Consider the following 24,680-nt stretch of genomic DNA (forward strand, 5'->3'; position numbering starts at 1 on the left):
CAAGCCACCCGCCCGCTCGCCTCCCCGGCGGCCGAGGGCCCCGATTTTCCCGCTGCCTCCAGCACGGCCCCACGCGACTCTTCCCGTCCTCCTGTTCCTTTCGGAAAGGCGCCTGCCTGCCGGGGCCCGTCCGGGTGTCCACATGCCCGACCCCTGGAGTGGGCTCGCGGCTGATAAGCTGCCGCCGTGCGGAACGAGCCCCTCGTGCTGACGTTGGAGTTGCTGCGCAAGGACAGCACCTCCGACCCCAGCGCCTTCCTCTTCGAGAAACAGGAGTACCTGCGGCGGCGGGCGGATGGCTCGTTCCGCGGTGCCACCTTTCCGTGGAGCCAGGGCCTGCTCGATGACCTGACACGTCTGGAGCGCAGGGACCTGGACCTCGGCCTCATCCAGCGCCTGGGCCACGAGCTGCGCCGCTTCCTCGAGGGGCTCGACTGGGCCCGCGACGAGGCCGAGCTCAACCAGGCCCTGCGCGAGGAGCGCGAGGTCCACCTCACGGTGCGCGCCGCCGCCGCCGAGCTGTACTCGCTGCCGTGGGAGCTGCTCACCCTGCGCGACTCGGGCCAGCACTTCACCCAGCAGAAGGGCTGCTCCCTGCACTACGAGTGGCCCGGCCTCGAGGAGCCCCGGCCCGCCGAGCCCTCCACCTCCGAGGGGCGCGTCCTCTTCGCCTGGTCCTCCGCGGGCGGGGAGGTGCCGGCCTCCGCCCAGCTGCGTACCCTGCGCGAAACCTGCCGCCGGGGCGCCTACCCCTTCGACCCCGAGCGGGATGTGCTCGCGCACGTGTCGCTGCGCTCGCTCGCCCAGGAGCTGGAGCGCTCGCGCGAGGCCCGCGAGCCCATCAGCGCCCTGCACCTGCTCTGCCACGCGGGGCAGAAGCTGGACGTGGACGGGTTGATGATGGACGGCGACACGCCGGGCCTCTCCAAGAGCTTCGTCGACGCGCAGCGGCTGGGCGAGGTGCTGGGGCCGTACGCGGGCTCGCTGCGGCTGGTGGTGCTGTGCGCCTGCCAGGGCGGCCACGAGCGGTTGGGCAACCACCTGGGCGGCGTGGCCCATGCGCTCCACCGCGCGGGGCTGTCCGCCGTGGTGGCCTCGCGGCTGCGCCTGTCCACCGAGGGCTGCCTCGCGCTCGCCGAGTCGCTGTACGGCGCGCTGCTCGGCGTGCCCGGCTCGCCCCGGGCGCCCCTGGAGGCCCCCGGCACCCTGGAGGCCGCGCTCGTGGCGGCGCGCTCGCGGCTGCGCGAGGCGGGCCTCATGGATTGGGCCTCGCTGCAGCTCTACGCGCGCACCGGGCCCGGCCCCGGCCTGCGTCCTCTGTCTCCGCGTCCCTACCGGGGCCTCCTGCCCTTCGAGCCCGAGCACCGCCGCTTCTTCTTCGGGCGCGGCGAGCTGGAGCGCGAGCTGGTGCTGCGCGTGCGCGCGGCGAAGGTGGGCTGGGGCTCGCGCTTCCAGGTGGTGGTGGGCGCCTCGGGCAGCGGCAAGTCCTCGCTGGTGCGGGCGGGACTGGTGCCCCGGCTGCTCGAGGAGACCGCCGAGCCGTGGGACGTGGTGTCCCTGCGCCCGGGCGAGGCCGGCACCGTGCGCATGCTCGCCGCCGAGGGCCCGGGCCGCTTCGGCTCGCTCGGCCGGCTGCGGGAGCTGCTCGTCGCCGTGCACCGTCCGGACGACCTGTCCCCGCCGCGCGCGGCCACCGTCGCCGAGGTGGTCCAGGAGGCGCGGGTGCTGCGCCGGGCCCGGCCGGAGCGCTGGTTGCTCGTGTCGGTGGACCCGCTCGAGGAGCTCTTCACCGAGGTGCCCTCGGCGCGCGAGCGCGAGGCCTTCGTGCGGGCGCTGTGGAAGCTCGCGCACACCCCGGAGCTGCGGGTGGTGGTGGTGGGCGCGCTGCGGCTGGAGGCGCTCGCGCGCTGCGCGGAGGTGCGCGTGGAGCCCCAGGGCGCCCGGCTGGACGAGGTGGTGTGCGGAGGCGCGCACCGGCTCTTCGTGGGGCCGCTGCGGGGCGCGCCGCTCGCGGAGAGCCTCGAGGCGCCCGCGCGCCAGGTGGGGCTGGCGCTGGAGCCGGAGCTGGTGGAGGTGCTCTGCCGGGACGTGGACGCGGAGCCCGGGGCGCTGCCGCTGCTCGAGCACGTGCTGGACAGGCTGTGGGAGCGGCGCACGGGGCGCGTGCTGACGCGCACGGCCTACGAGGAGCTCGGTGGAGTGGCGGGGGCGCTGGCCCGCTCGGGGGACGCGCTCTACGCGGAGCTGTCCGAGGCCGAGCGGCAGCAGGCCCGACAGCTGCTCGCGCGCCTGGTGGACCTCACCGACGAGGGCAACCCGCGCGCGCGGCGCGTGACGCTGAAGGAGGCGCGCCCGGAGGCGGAGGAGGCCGCGGTGGCCTTCGACGCGGTGGTGGCGAAGCTGGTGCGGCGCCGGCTGGTGGGGGTGAGCGGGGACGGGGAGCCGGAGTCGTGGCTGCGCGTGGCGCACGAGGTGCTGGGGCGCCGGTGGGAGCGGCTGTCGCGCTGGGCCCGGGACGAGCGCGAGCGCGAGTCCAAGGGCCGCGAGGTGGAGGCGCGGGCGTGGGAGACGGAGGCGCGGGGCAAGCGGGGCGAGGCGGAGCGCTGGCGCGTGGCGCTCGAGGTGGCGCGCGTGCTCCAGGCCCACCGGTTGATGGATGGGGACCCGGCGCTGGCGGCGCTCGTGCTGCGCGAGGTGACGGAGCCGGAGCGCACGCCCGAGTGGCACCAGACGGCGCTCGAGGTGCTTCAGCGCGGGGGCGGCGAGCCGGTGACGCTCATGGGCCACGAGGGCCGGGTGGACCTCGCCGAGTTCAGCGCGGATGGCCGGTGGGTGGTGACGGGCTCGGAGGACGGGACGGCGCGGGTGTGGCGGGCGGACGGCACCGGAGCGCCGGTGGTGCTCGCGGGGCACGAGGGCGGGGTGTGGGCCGCGGAGCTGAGCGCGGACGGGCAGTGGGTGCTCACCACGTCGCAGGAGGGGCGGGTGCGCATGTGGCGGGCGGACGGGAGCCAGGCGCCGCTGGAGCTCGGCGGCCACGAGGAGCGGGTGTGGCCCACCGAGCTCAGCCCGGACGGGCAGCACGTGCTCATCGTCTCCGAGGACGGCACGGTGCGCGTCACGCGGGTGGATGGGAGCGAGGAGCCCGTCATGCTGCGGGGCCACGAGGCCGGGGTGCGCACGGCGGTGTTCAGCGCGGACGGGCAGCACGTGGTGACGGCCTCCGAGGACGGCATGGCGCGGGTGTGGCGCGCGGACGGCAAGGGCAAGCCGGTGGTGCTCTGGGGCCACGCCATGGGCGTGCGGTGCGCCGAGTTCAGCGCGGACGGGCAGTGGGTGCTCACGGCCTCGGAGGACTTGACGGCGCGGGTGTGGCGGGTGGATGGGGCCGGGGAGCCCGTGGTGCTCGCGGGGCACGCGGCCGGAGTCACCGCGGCGGCGTTCAGCCCGGATGGGCGGCGGGTGGTGACGGCCTCGGAGGACGGCACGGCGCGCATCTGGCGCGCGGACGGCAAGGGCGAGCCCCTCATGCTCGCGGGCCACGCGGGCGGCGTCTGGTCCGTGGCCTTCAGCCCGGAGGGGCAGTGGGTGCTCACCGCCTCGGGAGACGGGACGGCGCGCATCTGGCCGGCCGACGGCGGCGAGGATGCGCTGGTGCTCGAGGGCCATGAGGGCGGCGTGTGGTTCGCCGGGTACAGCACGGACGGGCAGCGGGTGCTGACGGCCTCGGAGGACGGGACGGCGCGGGTGTGGTGGCTGGACGGCACGGGCCGCACGCTGCTGCTGCCCAATCACGAGGGCGGCGTGTGGTCGGCCGAGTTCAGCCCGGACGGGCAGCGGGTGCTGACGGCCTCGGCGGAGGGGGTGGTGCGGGTGTGGCTGGTGGAGGGCCCGGGCGCGCCCGGGGTGCTCTTCGAGCGCGAGGGCGAGGTGGGCTCCGGCGCCTTCAGCCCGGACGGCGAGTGGGTGGTGTCGGCCTCCCGGGACGGGGTGGCGCGCATCTGGCGGGCGGATGGCACGGGCGAGCCCCTGGAGCTGCCGGGCTACTCGACGGTGCTGTGGGCCGCGGAGCTGAGCCCGGACGGGCAGCGGGTGCTGGTGCGCTCGAAGGAGGGCACGGTGCGGGTGCTGCGCGCGGATGGCACCGGCGAGCCCCTGCTGCTGCGCGGCCACGAGGACGAGGTGTGGGCCGCCGAGTTCAGCCCGGACGGGCAGTGGGTGCTCTCCAAGTCGCAGGACGGGACGGCGCGCCTGTGGCGGGCGGACGGCACGGGCCGGCCGGTGGTGTTCTGGGACCACGAGGGCGGGGTGCGGTGCGCGGAGCTGAGCGCGGACGGGCAGTGGGTGGTGACGGTGGCCGAGGACGGGGTGGTGCGGGTGTGGCCGTCGGACGGGGCCGAGGAGCCGGTGGTGCTCACGGGCCCCGAGGACGAGGTGGAGCTCGCGTCGTTCAGCCCGGACGCGCAGCGGGTGCTCACGCGCTCGCGCGAGGGGACGGTGCGGCTGTGGCGGGCGGATGGCACGGGCCGGCCCGTGGTGCTCAAGGGAGATGGCAGCCGGGTGGAGCTCGTGGCCTTCAGCCCGGACGGGCGCCGGGTGCTCACCGCCTCGCAGGAGGGCACCGCGCGGGTGTGGCGCGCGGACGTCGGGGGCGCGCCGCTCGTCGAGCTCTTCATCCCCGGAGGCCGCACGCGCTACATCTTCAGCCCGGACGGGCAGCGGGTGCTCTCGCTCTCCGAGGACGGGGCGGTGCGGCTGTGGGGCACGGACGGCCCTGGCGAGCCCCTGCTCACCCTGGTGCACGCGGCCGAGGTGGGCGCCGCGGAGTTCAGCCCGGACAGCTCACGCATTCTGCTGAGCATGGAGCAGACGCTCTACCTGTGGACGGTGGGCACGGGGCGCCTGCAGGCCCTGCTGCGCGAGATGGCGCCGGGCTGCCTGCTGCCGGAGCAGCGCCAGCGCTACCTCCTGGAGACGCCCGAGGAGTCCCGCACCGGCTACGAGCGGGGCTTCCGCCGGAGCGCGTCCCGCTGAGCGGGCTCCGGCGCCACCCCGCGCCAGAAGGTGTCCACCACGCTGTCCACCCAGGGGTCCTCTTCCTGCGGAGGCACGGCCTTGTTGGTGATGTGGGCGAGGAAGTAGCGGTACTGGAGGCTGGCCAGGAACATGCCGGCCATCACGCTCGGGTCTCCCTCGCGCACGCGCCCCTGCTCCTGCGCCCGGCGGAACCAGCCCGCCATCGCCTCGTAGGTGCGCGCCGGCGGAGGCGAGTCCGGGTTCGAGCCCCGCCACTCCTCGGGGGTGATGTTCGCCTCGCGCAGCACCGAGAAGGCCGGCACCATCTCCCGGAAGAAGGCGTCGATGACGCCGGCCACCTCGCGCACCTGCACCGTCAGCTCGCGCTCGTCCGGGCCCCGCTGCACCAGCTCCAGCCACGGCGGCGTCTTGCCCATGCCGAACGCCGCCTTGAGCAGCTCCCGCTTGCTGCCGAAGCGCTTGAGCAACGCCGGCCCGGACACCCCCAGGCGCGCGGCGATCGTCTCCGTGCTCACCGAGGCTCCGTGCTCAATGAAACAGGCGCGTGCCACCGCGAGAATGTCTTCGTCCAGGACCTGTCGGGGACGCCCCATGACTCCGCCCACTGATTGGTTAGCTAGTGCTAACTAACTAACCGCCCGAGGGGTGTGGAATCAAGGGGGCGGGGGGGCCAACCCACCAGGACGGGTCGCGAGGGGGGCTTCGAGGAAGCGGCCGATGCGCACCGCCATCTCCTCGGGCACCTCCAGCAGGGGGAAGTGGCTGTGCGCGGGGAGCCGCTGCACCTGGAACCAGGGGTGCGAGGAGGCGAACGAGCGTTGGGCCTCCAACCAGCCGGTGTCGCCGGGCTGGGAGTAGAGGTGGAGGGTGGGCACGGGGGGCGAGAGGGTGGCGAGCGCCTCCAGCGGGCTGTGGTGGCGGGCGTACACCGTCTCGATTTCCCGCCCGGCGCGCTTCCACATGTCCTCGCCGAAGGAGCCCATGTCCTCGCGCACGAAGCGGGTGACGTCGGGCGAGTCCACCCCGTGCAGCCACATGGAGAAGAGGCCGTCGCGGGCCTGCTTCCACTGGGAGGTCCGCAGGGTGCGCACCGCCTGGAGGAAGGGCGGAGGCGGGTCCAACACGAGCCAGTCCAGCAACACGAGCGCGGGCACCCGCGCGCCGAGCTGACGCCGCAGCTCCATCGCCCACCAGCCGCCATGGGAGAGGGCCACGGGCACCACCTGGCGCGCGCCGCTCGCGTCGATGACGGCGCGCAAGGTGTCCACCACGGCGGCGTTGTCGAAGTCGGGGCCGGGCATGCCGGACTCCCCGTGGCCGGGCAGGTCCACCACGAGCGCGCGGTGGATCGTCGAGCACCAGGGGGCGAGCTTGCGGAACACCTGGCGGCTGGTGCACCAGCCGGGGATGAAGAGCAACGCGGGCTCCCCCAACCCCACGTCGTCATAACGGATGCGAGCCCCACCCACGCGCGTCTCGGCCATGTGTCTTCCCCCCCGGCGGCCCTGGAGTCATTCCTCGCGCCACCAGCGGGCGACTCATGCGCCAGAAGGGCTCCTCGAGGACAGAGGACGGCGGTGCGGTGCCGGCGTCCTCTGCCCGTCACTGCGCGCGTCAGGTGTCCACGCGGCAACGCCCCCGTGCGCCCGCGGGGCCTCAGGCGGCCTGGAGCGAGCCGGATCCGGGCAGGCCGAAGAGCTCCAGCTGCCGCACCCGGCCCTTCACGGCATGGGCGCCGAGCGGCTCGAGGTCGGAGGTGGCGTCCTCGCCGAGCGCCTCGCGGCACTCGCGGGTGAGCAGCAGCGGCCGGTCGAGCACCTGGGTGAGATCCTGCACGCGCGAGGCGGTGTTCACCGCGTCGCCGATGACGGTGTACTCCTGGCGCTGGGCGCCGCCCACGTTGCCCACCACGGCCTCGCCGCGGTGCAGCCCCACGCCGATGCGCAGGCCGGGGAACTCGCCCTCCTCGCGCATGCGCGCGGCCTCGGCGAGCATCTCGCGCGCGGCGGCCAGGGCCCTGCGCGCATCGTCCGGCTGGTGCGTGGGCGCGCCAAAGACAATCAACATCCCGTCCCCGAGGAACTTGTTCACCAGGCCCCCGTGCGCCTCGACGATTCCGCACATGCGCCCGAAGTAGAGGTTGAGCAGGCGCAGCGTCTCCTCCGGGGGCTGGGACTCGGAGAGGCGGGTGAAGCCGCGGATGTCGGTGAAGCAGAGCGTGACGGCGCGGCGCTCGCCGCCCTCGGGCATGCGGCCGGAGAGCAGGTGCTCCACGACCTGCTCGCTCACGTGCATGCCGAAGAGGCCCCGCACCCGCTCGCGCTCCACGGCGCTCTCGGTGAGCCGCAACAGCAGCGAGCGCATGGAGCGGCTGGCCACCATGCCGAGCACGCCGATGGTGACGAGGAAGATGGCCTTGGCCAGCGTGACGTAGAAATCGTAGGCGCCCGAGGCGAGCAGCCCGGGCGAGGCGGCGGGACGCAGGACGAACTGCACGAGCGCGACGAGCTGGGCCGCGGCGGCCAGGCCGGCGAAGAGACACAGGCGGGGCTGGAGCCGGGGCGTGGCCATGGCGACGCCCACGGCGTAGAGCGCGGGGCCCCCGGCGGACACGGCGAAGGAGGGGCCGTTGACGTGCAAGTCCAAGAGGCCCACCAGGGTGCCCACGGACACGTCCACGAGCGAGGAGGCATAGCGCATCCACGGGCGGAAGCGGCCGGTGCGCATGAGCAGCACGACGCAGGCGTACCAGAGGAAGAAGCCGACGGTGACGGCGAGGATGACGCGGGGGATGGGCGAGCCGGCGGCGAGAGAGGCGAGCACCAGCGCGGTGGCGAGGACGCCAGCGGTGGTGGCCACCTGGGCGACGCGCGACTCCATGTGCAGCACGGTCTCGGCGTAGAGGGCGTCGAACCCGTGGGGGACGGTGGGACGGGAACGGCGGGGAGGGGCGCGCATGGGCGGGGCGAGGATAGCGCCTGGAGCCGGGAAGTGCCCCCTTGTCAGCGGGGAGGCGCCGAGCCCACGGCCTCGTCGAGCTCGGCCTGGAAGGCGCGGTGGCGGCGGAAGCTCTCCCGGAAGCCGGCGAGCAGGAGGTTGCCGCGCGCCTGCTCACCGAGCAGCCAGAGGATCTCGGCACACGCGGCGAGCAGCACCGCGGCCTTGCCGTAGCTGCGCCGGTGCTGGCGGCTGACGATGGAGCTGACGCGCTTGCGAGCCACCTCCAGACACCACTCCACCAGGCGCTCGCGCTCCGGGGGCTCCAGCTCGAGGGCGGGGAGCGCCCCGGCATACGCGCGCGCGAGCCGCTCGCGGAGGGCCTCGTCATGGCGCGCCTCGCCCGAGTACCAGTCGCCGGCCTGGGCCCCGGACTCGAGCGCCTGATGCCAGAGCCGGTCCACGTTGCGCGGCAGCAGCTCGAGCGGCTGACGGGAGAGGAGCACGAGGAAGGCCGGCACCACGAGGCCCTGGGGGTTGTCGCCATACGTCCACCCGAGCGCGCTCTCCTTCGCGGCGAGCGCCTGGGCGGGCTCCCACTCATGGGCGAGCAGCCAGGCCTGAGCGAGCAGCCGGTGGTCGGCATGCGCGGGGGCCTCGAGCCTGTCGTCGGCACCGGGCAGCGCGGCCATGGAGCCCGAGGGCGCGCGGGGTTTCTGGAGGGCACTCTCGAGGTGGCGGGCGGCCTCGCGGAGGACCTGGGCGCGCTCGGGCTCGGAGGGGAGGGCGTCGCGGAGGTCGAGCAGCCGCGGGAGGGTGGGTTGGGAGACGAAGGCCTCCCAGCGCGCGGCGCGCACGGTGTCGGGCTGGCCGAGCCGCCCGGCGGCCGAGGCGAGGAAGCCGGCGATGGCGGCGCGCAGGGGGAGGCCGGAGGGGAGGATGGCGAGGGCCTCGCGGGCGGTGGTGAGGACGTCCTGGGGAGTGCCCTCGCGCTCGAGCGCGGTGAGGAGATCCAAGAAGGCGCGAGGGTGGCGGCCAGGCTCGGAGAAGGCGAGCGCGCGCAGCCCACGGGTGCCCTGGGAGAGGCGGATGGCCTCGCGCAACCAGACGTCGGCGTCCGGATCGTTCCGCTCGCGGAGGAGGGCGACGTGGTCGCGCAGGAAGAGGTCGAAGTCGGGGAGGGGCTCGGAGGAGATGTCGAGCCACTCCTGCACGAGGGGCCGGGGTCCGCGGGGGAGGAGCGAGCGGACGCGGCGCAGCTGCTGGAGGAGGACGGGAGCGCGCTGCTCGGGCGGGGTGGTGAGGTAGACGGCGCGGAGGTAGCGGGCGCGGGCCTCGGGGAAGTCGACTTGGGAGAGGTGCTCGGCGCGGAGGCCCTGGCCGCGCGGGTCCTCGAATTCGAGGAGGGAGAAGAGGGCGTGGTAGGCATTGCGCGCGAGCGCGGACTGCCCACGCTCGGAGGCCTCCTGGGCGCGGATGAAGAGGGAGGAGAGGGGCTCGAGGAGCTCCGCGTACGGGCCGAGCGGGTCGGTCTCGGGCCAGAAGTCCTCCCATTCCTTCGCCTTCTCGGGGAGGGCGTGGGCGAGGTCGGAGATGTCGTCGAGCAGCGCGTGCGGAGGTGGGGCCTCGGAGTCCGGGGGAGCGTGGAGGGATTGGAGGAAGGCGAGCCGCTCGGAGGGGCGAATGCGGCCGGCGAGGGAGCGGAGGATGGAGCGCAGCTCCTCGATGGAGCAGGCCTCCAGGCGGGCCTCGACGGCCTCGCGGAAGACGTGGAGCGGCAACTTCTCCGACGGGGACTGGGACAGGTCGACTCCAGACATAGGTGAGGAGAATATGACCTCCGCAGTGGGGCGCGGCCACCCGAGGCCGCTCGGCTGGTTCCTGTCCGCGCCCCCGGACGGGGCGCTGCTGGAGGCCTGGGGTCACCTGGTGCATCCTCGGACCCATTCCCAATCCAAGACATAGGCCGGAGGAGTGGCATGCCGAACCGTCGTCATGAGCCGGGCCTGCCCCGCACGTGGCTGCGTCCCTGGTTGTCCGTGCATGCCCTCGTCGTCCTCATCATCCACGCCGCATGCGCGACGGGCCGTCCCGCAGGCGAGCGCGGGTTGTCGTGGGAGCGGGAGTTCGAAGCCGGAGCGGCGGCCGTGTACGAGGTGCAGGTGCTCGAGCTGGGGACCGTGCCCATCCGGCCGGTGCCAGTGGACAAGGCCGCCTTCCAGCGCACCTTCCAGCGGCTCGCACACGAGGTGCAACTGGGGGGCAAGTCACCCCGGGAGGCCGCGCGCGAGCTGCTGAAGGAGCAGCTCGCGCAGCAGGGGACGAATCCGCAACTGGAGGGGGAATGGCTGGCCGAGGTGAGCCGGGGCCGTGTCCTCACCCTGGTGCCCCTGGATGAGAGCAGCACCCTCACGCCCCAGGCGGATGCGGCCCTGCGCGACCAGTACGGGATTTGGTGCCGGCCCCGGGGTGGAGGCGACTGCCTGGGCCTCTTCGACGATGGGCCCTACCTGCGCGCGGACGACCGGCTCACGCTGGCGCTCGCGCTGGCGTTCGGCTCGGTGCTGGACGAGACGCGCGAGGCACTGGGGCGGGAACTGAACCCACGTGCGTTGCTGGCCATGTGCGTGTGGACCGTCGGTTTGTACCTCACCTCCTGGCTGGTACCCGAGCCGACCACCAAGCTGCTCGCGGCGGGACTGACGGTGATTCTCGTGGCGTGGTTGGGCGTGGACACGCTGTGGGGGCTGCTGGACGGGTGGGCCCTTCTGACGACCCGAGCGCATGAAGCCTCCACCTTCGCGGAACTGCGCGAGGCAGGCGCGCAGTTCGCCAGGGTGCTGGGGACGGACGCGGCGCGGGTGATGATTCTGGCGGTGGGGGCGCTCACGGGGCGCACGCTGGGCGAGGTGGCCGCGCGGGTGAAGTCCCTGCCGGGCTACGGTCTGGCGGGGATGCAGTGGGAGGCGCAGGGCGGGGCCGCCGTGCTGGCGCCCGAGGTCGCGGCGGAGACGGCGATGGCTCAGGAGAGCGCGCTGGTCCGTGCGGTGGCCGCGGTGGAGACGGTGGCGGCCTCGCCCCACGGTCCGCTCTCGGTGGTGCTGCTCAAGAAGGGCGGTGGCGGTGGGGCGGCTTCCGGTGGCAACTCGCCTACCACGGTCATCCGCCACCGGGGTGGCAACCGGCAGGTGGTGCTCGCCAACGGGCAGCGTTGGCACCTGCCACGCGGCAAGTCACTCGCGGACATCCCGGCCGAGGACGAGGTGGGCGACATGCTCCAGGAAGCCGTCACTCGCGCGGCCAACGAATGGGGGCCGGACCAACTCTCCCCGAAAGAAAAAGATGCGATCGACAAGGCGCTCAAGGAGGGCGAGTACTGGCTGGCGCGGCTGCTGGAGCGCGAGGCCCGGGGACGTTTTGTGCAACGCCAGGTGAGCAGACGGTTGAAACATCTTTACGACTTCAGCCTGAGCGAGGGCATCGACGTCGTTGACCCAGCGACCGGCCGCCAGTACGAGATTCTCTCCGGCACGGAGTCGAACCTGGCGCGGCATGGCCGACGCATGGCGGGCGAGTTCTTCCGGATGCTCACCTTCTGAAAGGGCGAGGGATGCTCGCTAAAAAAGTCTTCTACGAGGACCGGGAAATCGAAAACGAGCGGCTGGAGTTGACAGACAAGGGCTCCATCTACTTCCTGGGCCGCAATCTGACGCTGAAGAACTGCACCCTCGTGCTGAAGGTGTCTGCACGGCGCCTTTTCATCGAGGGAGTTCGATTCATCAACTGCACCTTCGAGGTGAAGCAGGAGTTGAAGAACCACCAGGACTGGGTGTTCGCCTCCCTCGAAGGGTGCCGGTTCAAGGGGCGCTTCTCGGGCTGTGACTTCGGACGCTGGCCCACCTATCCGGGGGCGTGGGAGCACGCGGCCATCAAGGACTGTGACTTCTCCGAGGCCCGGCTCGACGGGTGCCGCTTCCATGGCTGTGACCCCGCGACCCTCCGGTTTCCCAGGTGGCCCTGCTTCACCATCCTGGACCCCATCCGCAGAAGCGCCGCGTTGGCCGCCATGGACTGGCCAGGGGATATCGGCTCCATCACCATGAAGGGCCATGCACGCGAGCCACCCTCCACGGTGGCCGTCACCTGGTTCGCTCCGGTCCTCGCCAAGGAGAATGGAACCACGCCGGAAGTCATCAAGGCCCTCCTCGAGAAGTGCGAAGGCGTCATCTACTGACGCACTGGCAGGAACTCCCATGGTACGGGTCCACCGTCTCCCATCGTGGACGGCGGACCACTCGCACCGGCTCATGGGAACATGACTCGGAGGGTCATCCGTTGCGGCGCGACCGCCAGGGTCGAGCAGTGCTTGCCCGGACAGGCGGGCTCCTCTAGCGTGCCGCCCTCCTCACGGAGGCTGCGTGCACGCTCGTTCCTGGCCCGTTCCGCTCCGGGTCCTCTTCTTCTGCCTGCTGGCCGCCTCGCAGGCGTGGGCCACCGGGCGGCGGACGCGGCAAGGCACCGTGCTCGTCGCGGGCGGAGCACCCCCCGTGCTGTACGTGGCCGCCCGGCTCTCCACGCTGGTGGACTTCGAGGAGCTGCTCGAGCCGGCCGCGCTGCTGACACCCGAGCTGCGCGCGCGGGTGGGCGTGGTCCCGGTGGGACCGCGTTCCCTGGTGCTCGTTCCCCTGCGAGACCTGGCGGAGGGCGAGCGGCTCCTCGTGCCGGTGACGGGCCGGACGGAGGCGGGTGAGCCACGCACGCTGACGCTCGCGCTCGTCACCCGGCGGGACGAGGTGGACCTCCAGGCGCGCGTGTCCTTCGGCTCACGGGAGCCCCAGCCGATGGAGGCCAGTGCGGACCCGGTGGGCGCTGTGGCGGAGATGCTCCTCGCGAGCCATGGGCCGGGCGCGCAGCCGAGGCTCGCGCTCGTCACGCCGGGAGAGACATGGGTGTCCAGGCAGTCCGACGGCCTCCGGGCCCGTGTTGATTCCGTGTTCCGGATGGACCAACGCCTCTTCGTGACCGTGTCCGTCGGAACCATCCAGGTCAACTCCATGCCCTGGCGGCTCGTTCGAGCCCGGATGGAATCTGGCTGTGAAGCCTCGCGCGTGGGGGTGGAGTCTGCACTCCCTCTCGCCGTCACCCCGGCGGCAGCCGAAGGGCCGTGGCAACGTTATGTCTTCTCCACCCGGATTCCGGCGGGGGTGGGGTGTATGGCATTGACCATGGAGGAAGACGGTCCCCGGGTGCTGCGCTTCGAGCACGTGAGGAGCCTGCCATGACGAAGCCCTTCCACCCCGATCTGCTCCAACCCGGGGACATGGTGCGGCACTACCGCGTCGTCCGCCGCCTGGGGAGTGGGGGCTTCGCGGTGGTCTTCCTGGTGGAGGAGGGAGGCCGGCTCTACAGGCTCAAGATGGCGGTACGTCCGCCGGGTGATGAAGACGAGGCGCGCGAGGACGAACGGGCCTTTCGCGAGGCCATCTCCCTGGGGCACTTCCGCCACCCCAACCTGCTGGAGGTCCGCGAGCTGGGCCGTTGGCCGCAGCTGGAGGGAGGCTATTTCTTCCACGTCACCAACTACGTGCCCGGCTCCCCCTTCAACACCTGGCGTTGGGAGACACAGGCTCCGCTGTGCCGGGTGGTGCGGGTGCTGAGCGAGCTGGCCCTGGTGCTGGCGGAGCTGCACGAGCGCGGCGTGTTCCACCGCGACCTCAAGGCAGACAACGTCCTGGTGGGAGAAGGGGACGGCAAGCCCTTGCTCATCGACTTCGGTGCGGTGTGGCTGCCAGGGACGTACACGCTGACCCGGGGGCTGCCCCCGGTGACGTTCCACAACATGCCGCCCGAGGTCGCCACCTTCCTGCGAGAGGGCGAATGGGAGCGGGGCGCGCACTTCCCCGCCAGGGCCTCGGCGGACCTCTACGCGTTCGGGGCGCTGCTCTACGAGGCCCTGACGGATTGCCATCCCTTCAACCCCCGCCTGCCCGCGGAGATGTTGCTGCTCGCCATCGAGCTCGTCCCGCCCGCGGCGCCCCGCCAGTTGGACCCGCGCGTCCCTCCAGCGCTGAGTGAGCTGGTGATGCGGTTGCTGGCGAAGGAGCCGGAGCAACGTCCCCCGAGCGCCAGCGCCGTGCACGAGGAACTGGTGCGGATGCTGGAGCGGGAAGGGGACACGGAGGCATGGCGGGCGCCGTATGCCTTCGCCCCGGCCAGCGCGGAGGCTCCGCCGGTGGAGGCCAGGCCAGAGCCCTCGGTGGACGCGGCCTCCAGCATCCACCCGGACGGAGGCACGCCTCCGCTGTCCGGCAGTGAAGCGGAAGTGGCGGTTGGAGCGCCGGAGCCGGGCAGTGGGAAGCGGGAGGCCGGGGCGCCTCGCAAGGGATGGAAGAGGGGGCTCGCCGTGGTTGCCCTCGTCCTGCTCCTGCTCGGGATAGGGTGGGGAGTCGTCCGCACGGTGTGCGCGCCCGCGTTGGTGGGGACGTGCTCCGGCGCGGCTTCCACCGCGCTGGTCCTCCCAGCGCCTTCCGACAAAGGATGCGACCTCTTGCCCTGCTCCACGCCAAAGCCTCTCAGCAAACCCCTCACGCTGCTCTGCGCTGTCTCCGCCCATGTCCTTGCCTGTGTGGGCGCACCCGTGCGGCCTGACGTCGGAGGCTTTCTGGAACGGTGTCCTTCCGAGGCCCGGCAGACGGCGGTGCGGCTGGGCTTCGAAAAGCGACCCTTCACGAGCGTCGAGCTGACGACGGTCACGAATGCTGCCCGTGTGGAGATAGAGGGCTATTGCAATGTGAGGAGCGGGCCCATGGAGGGCTGGATGTATCTGCCCGACGGGAGCATCCGCCGGGTGACCGGGGAGGCGAAGGCATTGCCGGATCGGGTCTACGTGCAGTTCGACCGGATCTACCTGGATGGCGTCTACCCGACGCCCGGCCGCGATCCGTCTCCCCTCTGCTCCGTGGTCGTGAGCGAGCGGGACCACACGAAGTTCGGAGTGCTGACGTACGCGGCCAGTCCGGATGAGGGGGGCGCCGGGGTCGATCCGGCCCAGGTGGAGCATGGCGCGGACACCGCCGTCCTCAACGCGCCCATGGTGGACACGTACGTCCAGCTCCCCGGGCGACACTTCCCGGAGTAGCGCCTCGAGTCGAACGAGGGAGCTTCCGGCCACGATTGGTGCCGACTGGTCCGATTGTCGGACCAGTCCCGGAAAAATGAGCCCGGGAGGTCCCCACGCCCGAGGGGGGAAGACACGGGAGGGTCTCCTGTCCCTCTTGGGATTCGGCGGGTTGGTTGTGGGAGATGACGGCACTCTTGAGTGAAGCCCGGTGGAGCAGGTTAACCTGGTCGGGATGGCCGCAACCCCAGTGCACTCGATTCTGAATCTTCCCGACGAGCCGCGCATGCTCGATGCCGTGCGTGAGGGTCTCGCGGGGGCGGAAGAGGCCCTGCTCGCCGTCTCATTCACTCGCTGCAGCGGGTTGCAACTTCTCGTCGATCCTCTCCAAGAGGTCGCGAGGCGAGGCCGTGTCAGGATCCTCACGTCCACCTACCAGCAGATCACCCAGCCCGAAGCGCTGGAAGCGCTCTTGGGAATGGAGGGTGTCGACTGCCGGGTCCAGGAGGGGTCGACCGGCTTCCACGCGAAGTTCTGGTGGTTTCGCGGGAGGAGTGGCGCCGAGTGCTGGGCGGGCTCCTCCAATCTCACCAAGGGTGGGCTCGCCACCAACCTCGAGTGGAACATCCGCTCCCTGGAGCAGGCCCGCATCGAGCAGACCCGGCGGCAGTTCGACGCACTCTGGAACCGCTCCGATGTGCAGCCGCTCTCTCGCGAGTTGATTCGCCGGTACCGCGCGCGCCGACGGCCCGAGCGCGGGCCCTTGCCGTTCCTGATGGCCGCCGATGAGCCGGGGCCCGCCCCCGAGCCCAATCGGGCACAGCTCGAGGCATTGCGGCAACTGGCCGAGCTCCGTGCTCGGGGTGAGCGTCGTGCTGCGGTCATCGCGGCAACGGGTCTGGGAAAGACGTTCCTGGCGGCGTTCGACGTCGCCGCGAGCCGGGCGCAACGTGTCCTGTATGTCTCGCACCGTCTCGAACACCTCAAGCAGGCCTTCAACGCCTTTGGCCGGGTGCTCCGGCAGCGTCGCCTCGGGATCGTGGGTGGAGGACGCGCGGAGGTGGATACGGACATCGTCTTCGCGACGGTGCAGAGCCTTCGTGGCAACAATGCATTGCTCGGACGCCGCTGGGATTACGTCATCATCGATGAGTTCCACCACGCGGAGGCACCGGGCTACCAGCCGCTCCGCGCGCTCATCGAGGACGCATTTCTCCTGGGAATGACGGCGACTCCCGAGCGCCAGGACGGGCATGACGTCCTCGCGTGGTGCAACTGGAACATCGCCTACGAGATTCGTCTCCCCGAGGCGATCGACCGTGGCTGGCTCCTTCCGTTCCACTACTTCGGCATCGCGGACGAGACCGTCGATTTCGCGCGGATTCCCTGGCGCAACGGGAGGATTCCCATTGATGTCTTGGAGCGCGAGCTATCGGTCGATGCGCGCGCCGAGCTGGTGCTCGAACAAGCGCTGCTGCGCGGCTTCGATGGGCCCAAGCGCGCGGCCGTCGGCTTCTGTGCCAGCGTCCGACATGCGCAGTTCATGGCCGAGGCTTTCAACAGATGGCATCAAACCGCCGTGGCGGTCTCGGGAAACCAATCAGTCGAGGAGCGCGAGGCCATCTATCGCCGGTTGGCGGACGTGGGGGATCCACTCGAATGGCTGTTCGTGGCCGACGTCCTGAATGAAGGGGTCGACATCCCGGCCATCAACTCGCTCCTCTTCCTCCGGCCGTCGGACTCGGCCTCGCTGTTTCTCCAGCAGCTGGGGCGAGGGCTGCGCCTCTTTCCAGGAACGGAGGTCCTGACCGTGCTCGACTTCGTCGGCCATCACCGGAGCTCCTGGGTCACGTTGCAGGCCCTGCACGATCCAAAGGGGACGGGAGCGCGCGTCGATGTCGTCGAGGGATTCACCCTGAAGCCGCCGCGCGACTGCGAGGTCGTCCTCCAGAAGCGCACGCAGGAGATCCTCGCGAAGATTCGCCGGCTCACGACACGACAGCGCTGCGATGAGGCCTACCGCCTGCTTCGTGACGAGCTGGGCCGGCCACCGCTTCCCGTCGACTTGTGGCATCGGGACGAGCTGCCGGAGTTGAAGGATTTCCGCGGGGCCTACGGTTCATGGCTGGAGTGCCAGAAGGCTCAAGGAGACGAGCCCGGCTGGGCGAAAGGGCTTCCAGACGAGCATCCCGTTCGACTCCTCCTCGCGGCAGCGGAGACCGACTGGCAGGCCCAACGTGTTGGACCGTACGCGGTTCTCTGGGGGCTGGCCGCGCGCCCTGAGGAGCCAGGAGCCGGTTACGAGGAGTTCTTCCGCGAATACCCCCAATGGCGGCCCGAACACACATCGCTCGATGACTCCCGGGCCTGGGGGACGATTCGCAAGAAAGTACCGGAGGCCGTGCTCTCCGACGACCATCTGGCGAGGGACATTCTCACGGTGCTGGGCTCGGAGCTTCTTCCACAGGTCGAGGGCCGTCTGCTGTACACCGTGAACAAGGACTATCTGGAGCGCCATGGTGGCGTGCTCCGAACGCCCTCGGATTTGACACGCTACGCGCAATACACGCGACCGGAGATCGTCCGCCACTTCGGGACGCAGTACGACCCCGCGCGCCATAACTCCGGCATCCTCTGGTTCGGGCAGCACGGCGTCATCATCACCAAGCTCGATACGAGCGGTGCGAAGGAGACTCAGCGCTACAGCAATCGTTTCATCTCGGACCAGCGTTTCTCGTGGACCAGCCAGAACAAGATGACCCAAGCGAACGAGGCCGGCCGAAGGGTGCTCGAGCATGCGGAGCGTGGCACGGCGCTGCACCTGTTCGTCCAAGGGCGCTCACACGAGCCCGCGCTCTACATGGGCGAAGTGAGGGTCGTCGACGCCGATGGGGATGCCCCCATGACCGTCACTCTGGAACTGGACCGGCCCATTCCGCCCGACATCCGGCGTGAACTCGTAGGCGCGACTCCCTCAGAGGAGGTGCGCATCGTCTGAGCGGGTGTTTATATGCAACATACGAACAGCCGCACTGCATTGATATCGGCTCTGCTGATGTCATCCCTTGATGGAGAGTGCCCAGTGCCTGAGTCTCCACTCCTGGCCGTGCTCATCGGCGTGCTGTTGCTGGGGAGCGGCGGGCTGACGGGTTGTGCCACCGGCCGCAACACGGTGACCGGGCGCATCACTCCGGCACACTTCGAGTTCGCGAAGGTCGTGCGGAAATCCGGACCGAAGAAGGAGCCGGGCGGGTGGTGGGCGGTCTGCATCCACGCCCGAATCACCATGGGCGACTCGGGAGCCACCTCCATCTGCAAGTTCGAGGTCGGCATGCCGGTCCGTAACAGGGGACAGGGGGAAATCTCCCTGGAGGATGCCCAGGAAGCGGCGGCGACCATGGCCAATCGTGCCATGTACAAGGTGCTGTCGGAGGCAGACCCAGGTGTGATGCATGTCATTCATTGCAACAACTTCAAGACGCTCTACAACCTGATGCTCAAGGAGAAGATCTCCGGGGCCGAAGTGAGCGCGTGTGATGCAACCCAGGGCGCGAAGATCGTCCACTTCAACGAACCCTACTTCTGCGACTATCCATAGGTCTTCCTGGAGCAGCTATCGAATGAGTCCGCCGAGCTCTGCCTACAAGCCCCTCACCCAACCGCTTCGCATCGACGCCGTGGGTCCTGATGGTAGGAAGCGGCCCATTCAGGCCTTCCCGAAGGTGGGGGGCTTCAAGGGTGTGCCATTCGCTCGCGGGTTGAAGGCGTTCGAGGTGCACTTCCCGTATTTCCTCAAGAAGCGGCGCGGCAGCGACCTTTTGGCTCCAGATCTGGGCACCTCCCTTCACGTGCTTCTTGAGGTCGAGGACGAACAGCAGCGCGCCGAGATCGTCCGCCGTGTGGTGCATGAAGAAATCCCGGGAACCTTTGGCAAGTACCTCGACTCCATCCATGCCTTCGACGTCACCGTGCACCGGGAAGCGCGCACGGTGGACGTCTCCGTGGTGCTGACGCCGCACGGCGCCGGGACGGTGTCATGGCGCTTCGAGCTGCATTTTCCCCCAGAGGAGGAGGGAGCGCGTCGCGCAGTGGAGCGGCCCCGTCCGAGCCCCCAGGCGATGAACGATCCCAGGGCCGCGGAGCTCATCCAGCTTGCCCGGCACTACTACCCCGCGGGCTATCCGGTCTGGGAGGACGACGACGAGGAGCCAGTGCTCGCCTATCAGCGGACGCCCGAGTACCAGCGGTGGCACGAGCTCCGGCGGAAGACCTGGGAGGATTGGAAGCAGTGGGACGACTTCCTGGAGGGCTTGCACTCCGCGTTGCCCGGACACGACATCCAGGATGTGACGTATCCCTCGAAGGATGGCTGCTCCCGCGTTTGTCTGTACCTGCGTGAGCCTTCACCGGACGGCGAACGGATCGTCACCCGGGTGGTAGGAGCCGTGTGCATCCTCGCGCCGCTGTACCTCGTCTACACGACGACCACCCTGGTGGGGTCCGACAAGAAGCGCACCCAGCCGAGGCTCTCCTTCGAGCCGTCCGGGGAAGCCAGGCCCTACGCGGACACGCTGACCCGCCACATCGAGCAGGTGTTCGGCTATCGGCCCTTCCCCCTGGAACTGGCCGATGTTCCCCTGCCGGACCTCCGGGTGGAGTCCCTGTACGAGCCGCCCACGCTCCTCGGTGCCCTCTTCGCTTCTCGGGACACGTTGGCGAACCTGCCCTGAGGCCGTGGAGAGAAGAGGCGCGTTTTCGTCAGCTCGGAGGAGCGGGGAGGAGCGCCCAGTCGTTCTTCAGCCAGTACGGGCGGCCGCCGCTGCGCAGGGCCCGCTCGAGGAAGTCGGAGAACGAGTGGGCGATGCGTTTGTTGCTGCCTGCCTCCATGAACGTCTCGTGGAAGCAATCGAGCAGCGGATATCGCCCGTTCTCCATTGTGCTCGCATCAACCGCGACGTAATCAGAGTCACCGGTGTCGCAGATGGCGTACCAGGACGCGGGTCCGTACTCATCCGAGTCCTTCCCGAGAATGGCGACCCTGGCCCGAACGATCTCCGAGAGGGGAAGAATCCGATAGATTTCGTCATCCCGCTTGAAAAGGCGTGCACCATCGAAGCGCGAATAGAACGCACGCAGGTCTGGATCCAGGCGCCAGCCCGCTCGACGTTCGAAGTCTTCGATTTGCTGCGGTGAGGCTGGCGGGTTCGGGAAGTGCCGCCGCGAAATCTCCTCGAGCAGTTCATTCAGGGGCATGGGTGCTTGCGAATATGGCCAGTATGGGATCGCAGCCCGACTACTCCGAATCTGGAGGTTCCAGTTCTTCCGGCAGAGGCCTCGGGACGAACTTCAATCCCTTCGGCATTTCGTACACGACAAAACCCTGGCCAGCGATTTTGACGAACTCTCCATCCTTGGCATTTCCACTGGCGAGCCACTTGTCCGCTTCCTCTCTCGTCGCGAACGTTCGAGCAGGGGTCACCGGCTTATAGGTGAAGAACCTCCGAAAATAATCGCGATATTCATCCAGTTTCTGGAGGTCGCGAAGGTAGAGCAACGCTACCGCGGCAATTCGGAGCGCCTCGTCTTCCGGCGTGCCCTCCGGGTACTTCGCGCCCACGGTGCCGAGCGTCTTCATGACGGTGTCAACATCGAAGTCTGAATGATAGGTCATTGGTGCACCTGGTGAGCACGATACAGGCCCCCACCCCCACCTCGCCCGAGGAACTCCTCAGAGAGTGGCACACAGCCAACATCGAGCCCCGCCGATGCCTGAGGTACGCGAGGAGGACGGGAGTCCAAAGATTTCGATGATGTCGCGAGCATGAGCGATCTCAAGGCACATGCCCGGAAGGCCCTCGAGGCCTTCTTTGGAGAAGCGTTGCCCGAAACGTTCCCCGAGTCATGACGGAGGTCAGTCGAATGTTCCCATCGCGAGTCCGGGTATCGCCCGCCGGGGCGCGCTGGGAACGGAGTTGCTCGCGCTATCTTCGTCGCAGCGCGGCATGACGCGGGGCGCGCAGGTTGTCCTGTTCCCACGCCGGGGCTCCCGTATGCTGCGCCCGAGCATGAACGAGCAACACGTCGCCTGGGCCCCCTGGTCCGGCCCCGGTCACGAGCATCTGGTGCTCCGCGAGATTCCTCGCGGCCTCACCGTCCACAGCTCCGTCGAGGGCGTCTCCCCCGAGGGCCGTCCCTTCTCCCTCCGCTACTTCCTCCGCACCGACTCCGCCTGCCGCGTCCGCGAGGTCGAGCTCGCCCTGCTCGGCAGCGACTCACAGCTCGTCCTGCGCTCCGATGGCGCCGGCCTCTGGTCCGATGGCAAGGGCCGCTCCCTCCCCGAGCTCAACGGCTGCATCGACGTCGATCTCTCCGTCTCCCCCTTCACCCATACCCTCCCCATCCGCCGCCTCGGGCTGGCTCCCGACTCCTCCGACGACATCCTCGCCGTCTCCCTCTCCGCCCCCTCGCTCGCCGCCCGCCCCGCCCGCCAGCGCTACCTCTGCCTCGAGCCCGATCGCTACCTCTTCGAGCGCCTCGACTCCGGCGCGCGCTCCGAGCTGCGCGTCGACTCCCTCGGGCTCGTGCTCGAGCACCCGGGGCTCTTCCGCCGCCTCCCCTCGCGCTGACGCGGGCCCGGACACGCCCCGGGCTCCTGGCGTACCCTGCTCGCCATGCCTCCTCTCGCTCTGCGCAAGGGGCCCGGCCGGCTCCGCCGCTGGCTCTTCGTGGGCCTCGGTGTCGTCACCTTCGGCCTCTGGGGCCTGGCCTTCGTGGTGGACCGCTTCGGCCAGCACGAGCGCGCCGTTCCCTCGGACGTCATCGTGGTGCTCGGGGCCCGCGTGCTGCCCAATGGCCAGCCCTCTCCCGCGCTGCGCGCGCGCATCGAGAAGGCGGTGGACCTCTACCACCAGGGCGTGGCGCCCCGGCTCCTCTTCTCCGGCGGCGTCGGCCTCCATCCGCCCGCCGAGGCCCGCGTCATGAAGGAGCTCGCGGTGCGGCTCGGCGTCCCCCCCGAGGCCTGTCTCACCGAGGAGCAGAGTCACTCCACCGAGCAGAACGCGCGCTTCTCCGCGGACGTGTTGCGCTCGCTCGGGGCGCGGCGCGTGGTGGTCGTCTCGGACCCGTACCACCTGCTGCGCGCCCGCCAGTACTTCCGGCTCCAGGGCTTCGAGGTCGCCACCAGTCCCGCCCTCCTCACCGAGCGCAACCAGTTCCTCTCCGACCGCATCTACTGGACGGTGCGCGAGGCCGCCGCGCTGCTGCTGCACCCGCGCGTGCTGCTCGCCCGCGAGCCCTCCTGAGGCGCCTCACGTGGGGTAGGGGGAAGCCCGCACCGCCTGCTTCCCGAGCCGGGCGTGATTGTGCGCGCGCGCCCCGAGCGGCTATACCGCGCGTCCACTTTCACCGCCGTCGCCCTGAAGAGAGGTCGCGCGATGTCAATCGCTCGCAGCTGGTGTGTCGCCGCCGTGTTCTTGCCCCTGCTGGTCTGGGCCGCTCCCCAACCTTCGCAGGACCCCGCGGCCCACGAGGAGGCCGCCGGTGAGGAGTCCGGGCCGGTGTTCCACTGGCAGCCCGGCCCCCAGAAGGTGGACCTCGGCCACGAGCTGTCGTTGGAGCTGCCCGCCGAGCACCTCTTCCTGGAGAAGGGCGAGGCCGCGAAGCTGCTGGAGATGAACGGCTCGTTCTACAACGAGGATCTGCTCGGCGTGGTGGCGCCCCAGGACGACAAGGCGACGTGGGTCGTCGTGGTCCGCTACCAGGACGAGGGCTACATCAAGGACGACGAGGCGCTCGACGCGAAGGAAATCCTCACCGCCATCCAGGAGGGCACGGAGGAGGCCAACAAGGAGCGTGTGGAGCGCGGCTTCAAGCCCTTGCATGTGAGTGATTGGACCGAGGCTCCGCACTACGACAAGGCCCGCCACGAGCTCATCTGGGCGCTCAATGCCATCTCGGACAACAGCACCTCGGTGAACTACAGCACGCGCGTGCTGGGCCGCCGCGGCTACGTGTCCATGAACCTGGTGGTGAGTCCGGAGGGGCTCGTGGCCGGCAAGCCCGAGGTGGCCCGGCTGCTCGCGAACACCCAATTCAACCCGGGCGCGCGCTACGCGGACTACCAGGAGGGCACCGACAAGGTGGCCGAGTTCGGCCTCGCGGGCCTGGTGCTCGGTGGGGCCGGCGTGGGCGCCGCCAAGCTGGTGAAGGTGGGCCTCTTCGCCAAGTTCTGGAAGGTGATTCTGGGCCTCCTCGTGGCCGGCAAGAAGGCCGTCATCCTCCTCTTCGCGGGCGCGGCCGCCTTCCTCAAGCGGCTCTTCGGCAAGAAGGAGACGGAGTCGCCGCCGTCCGCCACTCCGGGCGAGTGAGCCGCGCGGGCCGCTGGTAGAGTCCCGCGGCCATGTCCCGCAAGCAGCCCAACGCCCTCGTCCGGCTCGCCTTCCACCTCGAGCACCACGCTGAATCCTGGGGCTGGCGCGCGCGGCGCAAGCTGGGGCTCGCCCGTCCTCCGCGCCTGCTGCCCTACCGCGGCTATGGCAGCCTCGGCAGGGCCCTCCTCAAGGCGCGCGTGCTGGAGGACCGGCACGTGCGCCCGCCCTGGAAGCGGCACACGCTGGTGGGCAGCGCCATCGCCTCGTGGAAGCGGTACATGACGGTGGAGATTCCCCACGCCCGGGTGAAGGCGTGCTGGGGCGAGCACCGCTGGGAGGGCACCACCGACGAGGAGGGCTTCCTCGAGCTGTGGGTGGAGCCTCCTCCCGGCACGAAGGCCGGCTGGCACGACGTGGAGCTGGAGCTGCTCTCGCCGGCCCCCGAGGGCGTGGCCCGCGTGCGCGCCCCCGTGCTGGTGGCCGGCCCCGAGGCGGAGCTCGGCGTCATCAGCGACCTGGACGACACCGTCATCGTCACCAACGTCACCAACTTCCTCAAGCGCCTGTGGACGCTCTTCCTCACCGAGCACCGCACGCGCCTGCCCTTCGAGGGCGTGGACGCCTTCTACGAGGCGCTGCGCCAGGGCAGCACCGGCTCGGCGTGCAACCCCATCTTCTACGTCTCCTCCAGCCCGTGGAATTTGTACGAGCACCTGGATGAGTTCCTCGGGCTGCACCGCATTCCGGCCGGGCCGCTGCTCCTGCGCGACTGGGGGCTGAGCCGCCAGGGCTTCGCGCCCGGGGGAGGGCACGGGCACAAGCTGGAGAAGATTCGCGGGGTGCTCGGCACGCTGGAGACGCTGCCCTTCATCCTCATTGGCGACAGCGGGCAGGAGGACGCCGAGCACTACCGCACCATCGTGCGCGAGTTCCCCGGCCGCATCCACTGCGTCTACATCCGCAATGTGTGGCACCGCTCGGGGCGCGAGCGCGAGCTGGCCCTCATCGCCGAGGACATCCGCGCCGCGGGCAGCCAGATGCTCGCCGTGGATGACACGGTGACGGCCGCGCGACACGCCGCCAGCCAGGGGTGGATTCGCTGGCGCGAGGTGGCCGAGGTCCAGGCCCACCAGCGCGAGGACGCCCAGGCCCGCTCGCTCCTGGACAAGCTCGACCACGAGCCGCACTGAGGCTCGCGCCCAGGCTGGCCAACGACCCCG

General features: G+C 70.4%; 18 protein-coding genes. 12 read left to right on the plus strand and 6 right to left on the minus strand.

Going from position 1 to position 24,680, the window contains the following annotated elements; translation table 11 throughout:
- Nucleotides 1-186: 186 nt before the first annotated feature.
- A complete protein-coding gene (locus ACJ8AN_RS03310; protein ID WP_407753736.1) occupies nt 187-5,034 on the plus strand; it encodes a CHAT domain-containing protein in 4,848 nt (1,615 codons plus the stop codon).
- Here the strand turns inward: ACJ8AN_RS03310 and ACJ8AN_RS03315 are convergent.
- The 4 genes from ACJ8AN_RS03315 to ACJ8AN_RS03330 all read right to left on the minus strand — a co-directional run bounded on the left by ACJ8AN_RS03315 (nt 4,998) and on the right by ACJ8AN_RS03330 (nt 9,794).
- On the minus strand, nt 4,998-5,630 hold the full coding sequence (locus ACJ8AN_RS03315; RefSeq protein ID WP_407753737.1) for a TetR/AcrR family transcriptional regulator: 633 nt from the start codon (nt 5,628-5,630) through the stop codon (nt 4,998-5,000). The genes ACJ8AN_RS03310 and ACJ8AN_RS03315 overlap by 37 nt on opposite strands.
- Nucleotides 5,631-5,690: 60 nt before the next feature.
- Nucleotides 5,691-6,521, minus strand: coding sequence for an alpha/beta fold hydrolase (locus ACJ8AN_RS03320; protein ID WP_407753738.1), 831 nt, complete (start codon nt 6,519-6,521; stop codon nt 5,691-5,693).
- A 172-nt stretch (nt 6,522-6,693) separates the two neighbouring features.
- Nucleotides 6,694-7,995, minus strand: coding sequence for an adenylate/guanylate cyclase domain-containing protein (locus tag ACJ8AN_RS03325; protein WP_407753739.1), 1,302 nt, complete (start codon nt 7,993-7,995; stop codon nt 6,694-6,696).
- A 44-nt stretch (nt 7,996-8,039) separates the two neighbouring features.
- The gene (locus tag ACJ8AN_RS03330; RefSeq protein ID WP_407753740.1) at nt 8,040-9,794 is read right to left on the minus strand and encodes a hypothetical protein; all 1,755 of its coding nucleotides are present in this window, start codon (nt 9,792-9,794) and stop codon (nt 8,040-8,042) included.
- A gap of 159 nt (nt 9,795-9,953) precedes the next feature.
- On the opposite strand from ACJ8AN_RS03330, the gene ACJ8AN_RS03335 reads away from it, so the two are divergent.
- The 7 genes from ACJ8AN_RS03335 to ACJ8AN_RS03365 all read left to right on the plus strand — a co-directional run bounded on the left by ACJ8AN_RS03335 (nt 9,954) and on the right by ACJ8AN_RS03365 (nt 19,821).
- Nucleotides 9,954-11,573 carry a hypothetical protein gene (locus ACJ8AN_RS03335; protein ID WP_407753741.1) on the plus strand — a complete coding sequence of 540 codons (1,620 nt, stop codon included), beginning with the start codon at nt 9,954-9,956 and terminating at the stop codon, nt 11,571-11,573.
- An 11-nt stretch (nt 11,574-11,584) separates the two neighbouring features.
- Nucleotides 11,585-12,208 (plus strand): hypothetical protein, encoded by a 624-nt coding sequence (locus ACJ8AN_RS03340; protein ID WP_407753742.1) that lies wholly within the window; start codon nt 11,585-11,587, stop codon nt 12,206-12,208.
- A 184-nt stretch (nt 12,209-12,392) separates the two neighbouring features.
- Complete coding sequence (locus ACJ8AN_RS03345; protein WP_407753743.1) at nt 12,393-13,256, plus strand: DUF2381 family protein; 864 nt, start codon at nt 12,393-12,395, stop codon at nt 13,254-13,256.
- Nucleotides 13,253-15,112, plus strand: a complete 1,860-nt coding sequence (locus ACJ8AN_RS03350; RefSeq protein ID WP_407753744.1) for a serine/threonine protein kinase — start codon at nt 13,253-13,255, stop codon at nt 15,110-15,112. Before ACJ8AN_RS03345 ends, ACJ8AN_RS03350 begins: the two co-directional genes overlap by 4 nt.
- Nucleotides 15,113-15,377: 265 nt before the next feature.
- Nucleotides 15,378-18,089, plus strand: a complete 2,712-nt coding sequence (locus ACJ8AN_RS03355; protein WP_407753745.1) for a DUF3427 domain-containing protein — start codon at nt 15,378-15,380, stop codon at nt 18,087-18,089.
- An 84-nt stretch (nt 18,090-18,173) separates the two neighbouring features.
- Complete coding sequence (locus tag ACJ8AN_RS03360; RefSeq protein ID WP_407753746.1) at nt 18,174-18,689, plus strand: hypothetical protein; 516 nt, start codon at nt 18,174-18,176, stop codon at nt 18,687-18,689.
- A gap of 22 nt (nt 18,690-18,711) precedes the next feature.
- Nucleotides 18,712-19,821: a hypothetical protein gene (locus ACJ8AN_RS03365; protein WP_407753747.1), complete on the plus strand. Its 1,110-nt coding sequence runs from the start codon at nt 18,712-18,714 to the stop codon at nt 19,819-19,821.
- Between the two features lie 28 nt (nt 19,822-19,849).
- Here the strand turns inward: ACJ8AN_RS03365 and ACJ8AN_RS03370 are convergent, their stop codons facing one another.
- Both ACJ8AN_RS03370 and ACJ8AN_RS03375 read right to left on the minus strand, forming a co-directional pair.
- Entirely contained in the window at nt 19,850-20,344 is a 495-nt protein-coding gene (locus tag ACJ8AN_RS03370; protein ID WP_407753748.1) for an SMI1/KNR4 family protein, read from the minus strand.
- Between the two features lie 40 nt (nt 20,345-20,384).
- Nucleotides 20,385-20,726 (minus strand): hypothetical protein, encoded by a 342-nt coding sequence (locus ACJ8AN_RS03375; protein ID WP_407753749.1) that lies wholly within the window; start codon nt 20,724-20,726, stop codon nt 20,385-20,387.
- A 430-nt stretch (nt 20,727-21,156) separates the two neighbouring features.
- Between ACJ8AN_RS03375 and ACJ8AN_RS03380 the strand changes: the two genes are divergently transcribed.
- The 4 genes from ACJ8AN_RS03380 to ACJ8AN_RS03395 all read left to right on the plus strand — a co-directional run bounded on the left by ACJ8AN_RS03380 (nt 21,157) and on the right by ACJ8AN_RS03395 (nt 24,650).
- A complete protein-coding gene (locus tag ACJ8AN_RS03380) occupies nt 21,157-21,717 on the plus strand; it encodes a putative glycolipid-binding domain-containing protein (RefSeq protein WP_407753750.1) in 561 nt (186 codons plus the stop codon).
- A 45-nt stretch (nt 21,718-21,762) separates the two neighbouring features.
- Nucleotides 21,763-22,392, plus strand: coding sequence for a YdcF family protein (locus tag ACJ8AN_RS03385; protein WP_407753751.1), 630 nt, complete (start codon nt 21,763-21,765; stop codon nt 22,390-22,392).
- A gap of 132 nt (nt 22,393-22,524) precedes the next feature.
- Entirely contained in the window at nt 22,525-23,457 is a 933-nt protein-coding gene (locus ACJ8AN_RS03390) for a DUF2167 domain-containing protein (RefSeq protein WP_407753752.1), read from the plus strand.
- 32 nt (nt 23,458-23,489) lie between these two features.
- Nucleotides 23,490-24,650 (plus strand): App1 family protein, encoded by a 1,161-nt coding sequence (locus tag ACJ8AN_RS03395; protein ID WP_407753753.1) that lies wholly within the window; start codon nt 23,490-23,492, stop codon nt 24,648-24,650.
- Nucleotides 24,651-24,680: the final 30 nt, after the last annotated feature.

Origin of the sequence: Archangium sp. (assembly GCF_045802675.1) — a bacterium.
Taxonomy (GTDB): domain Bacteria; phylum Myxococcota; class Myxococcia; order Myxococcales; family Myxococcaceae; genus Archangium.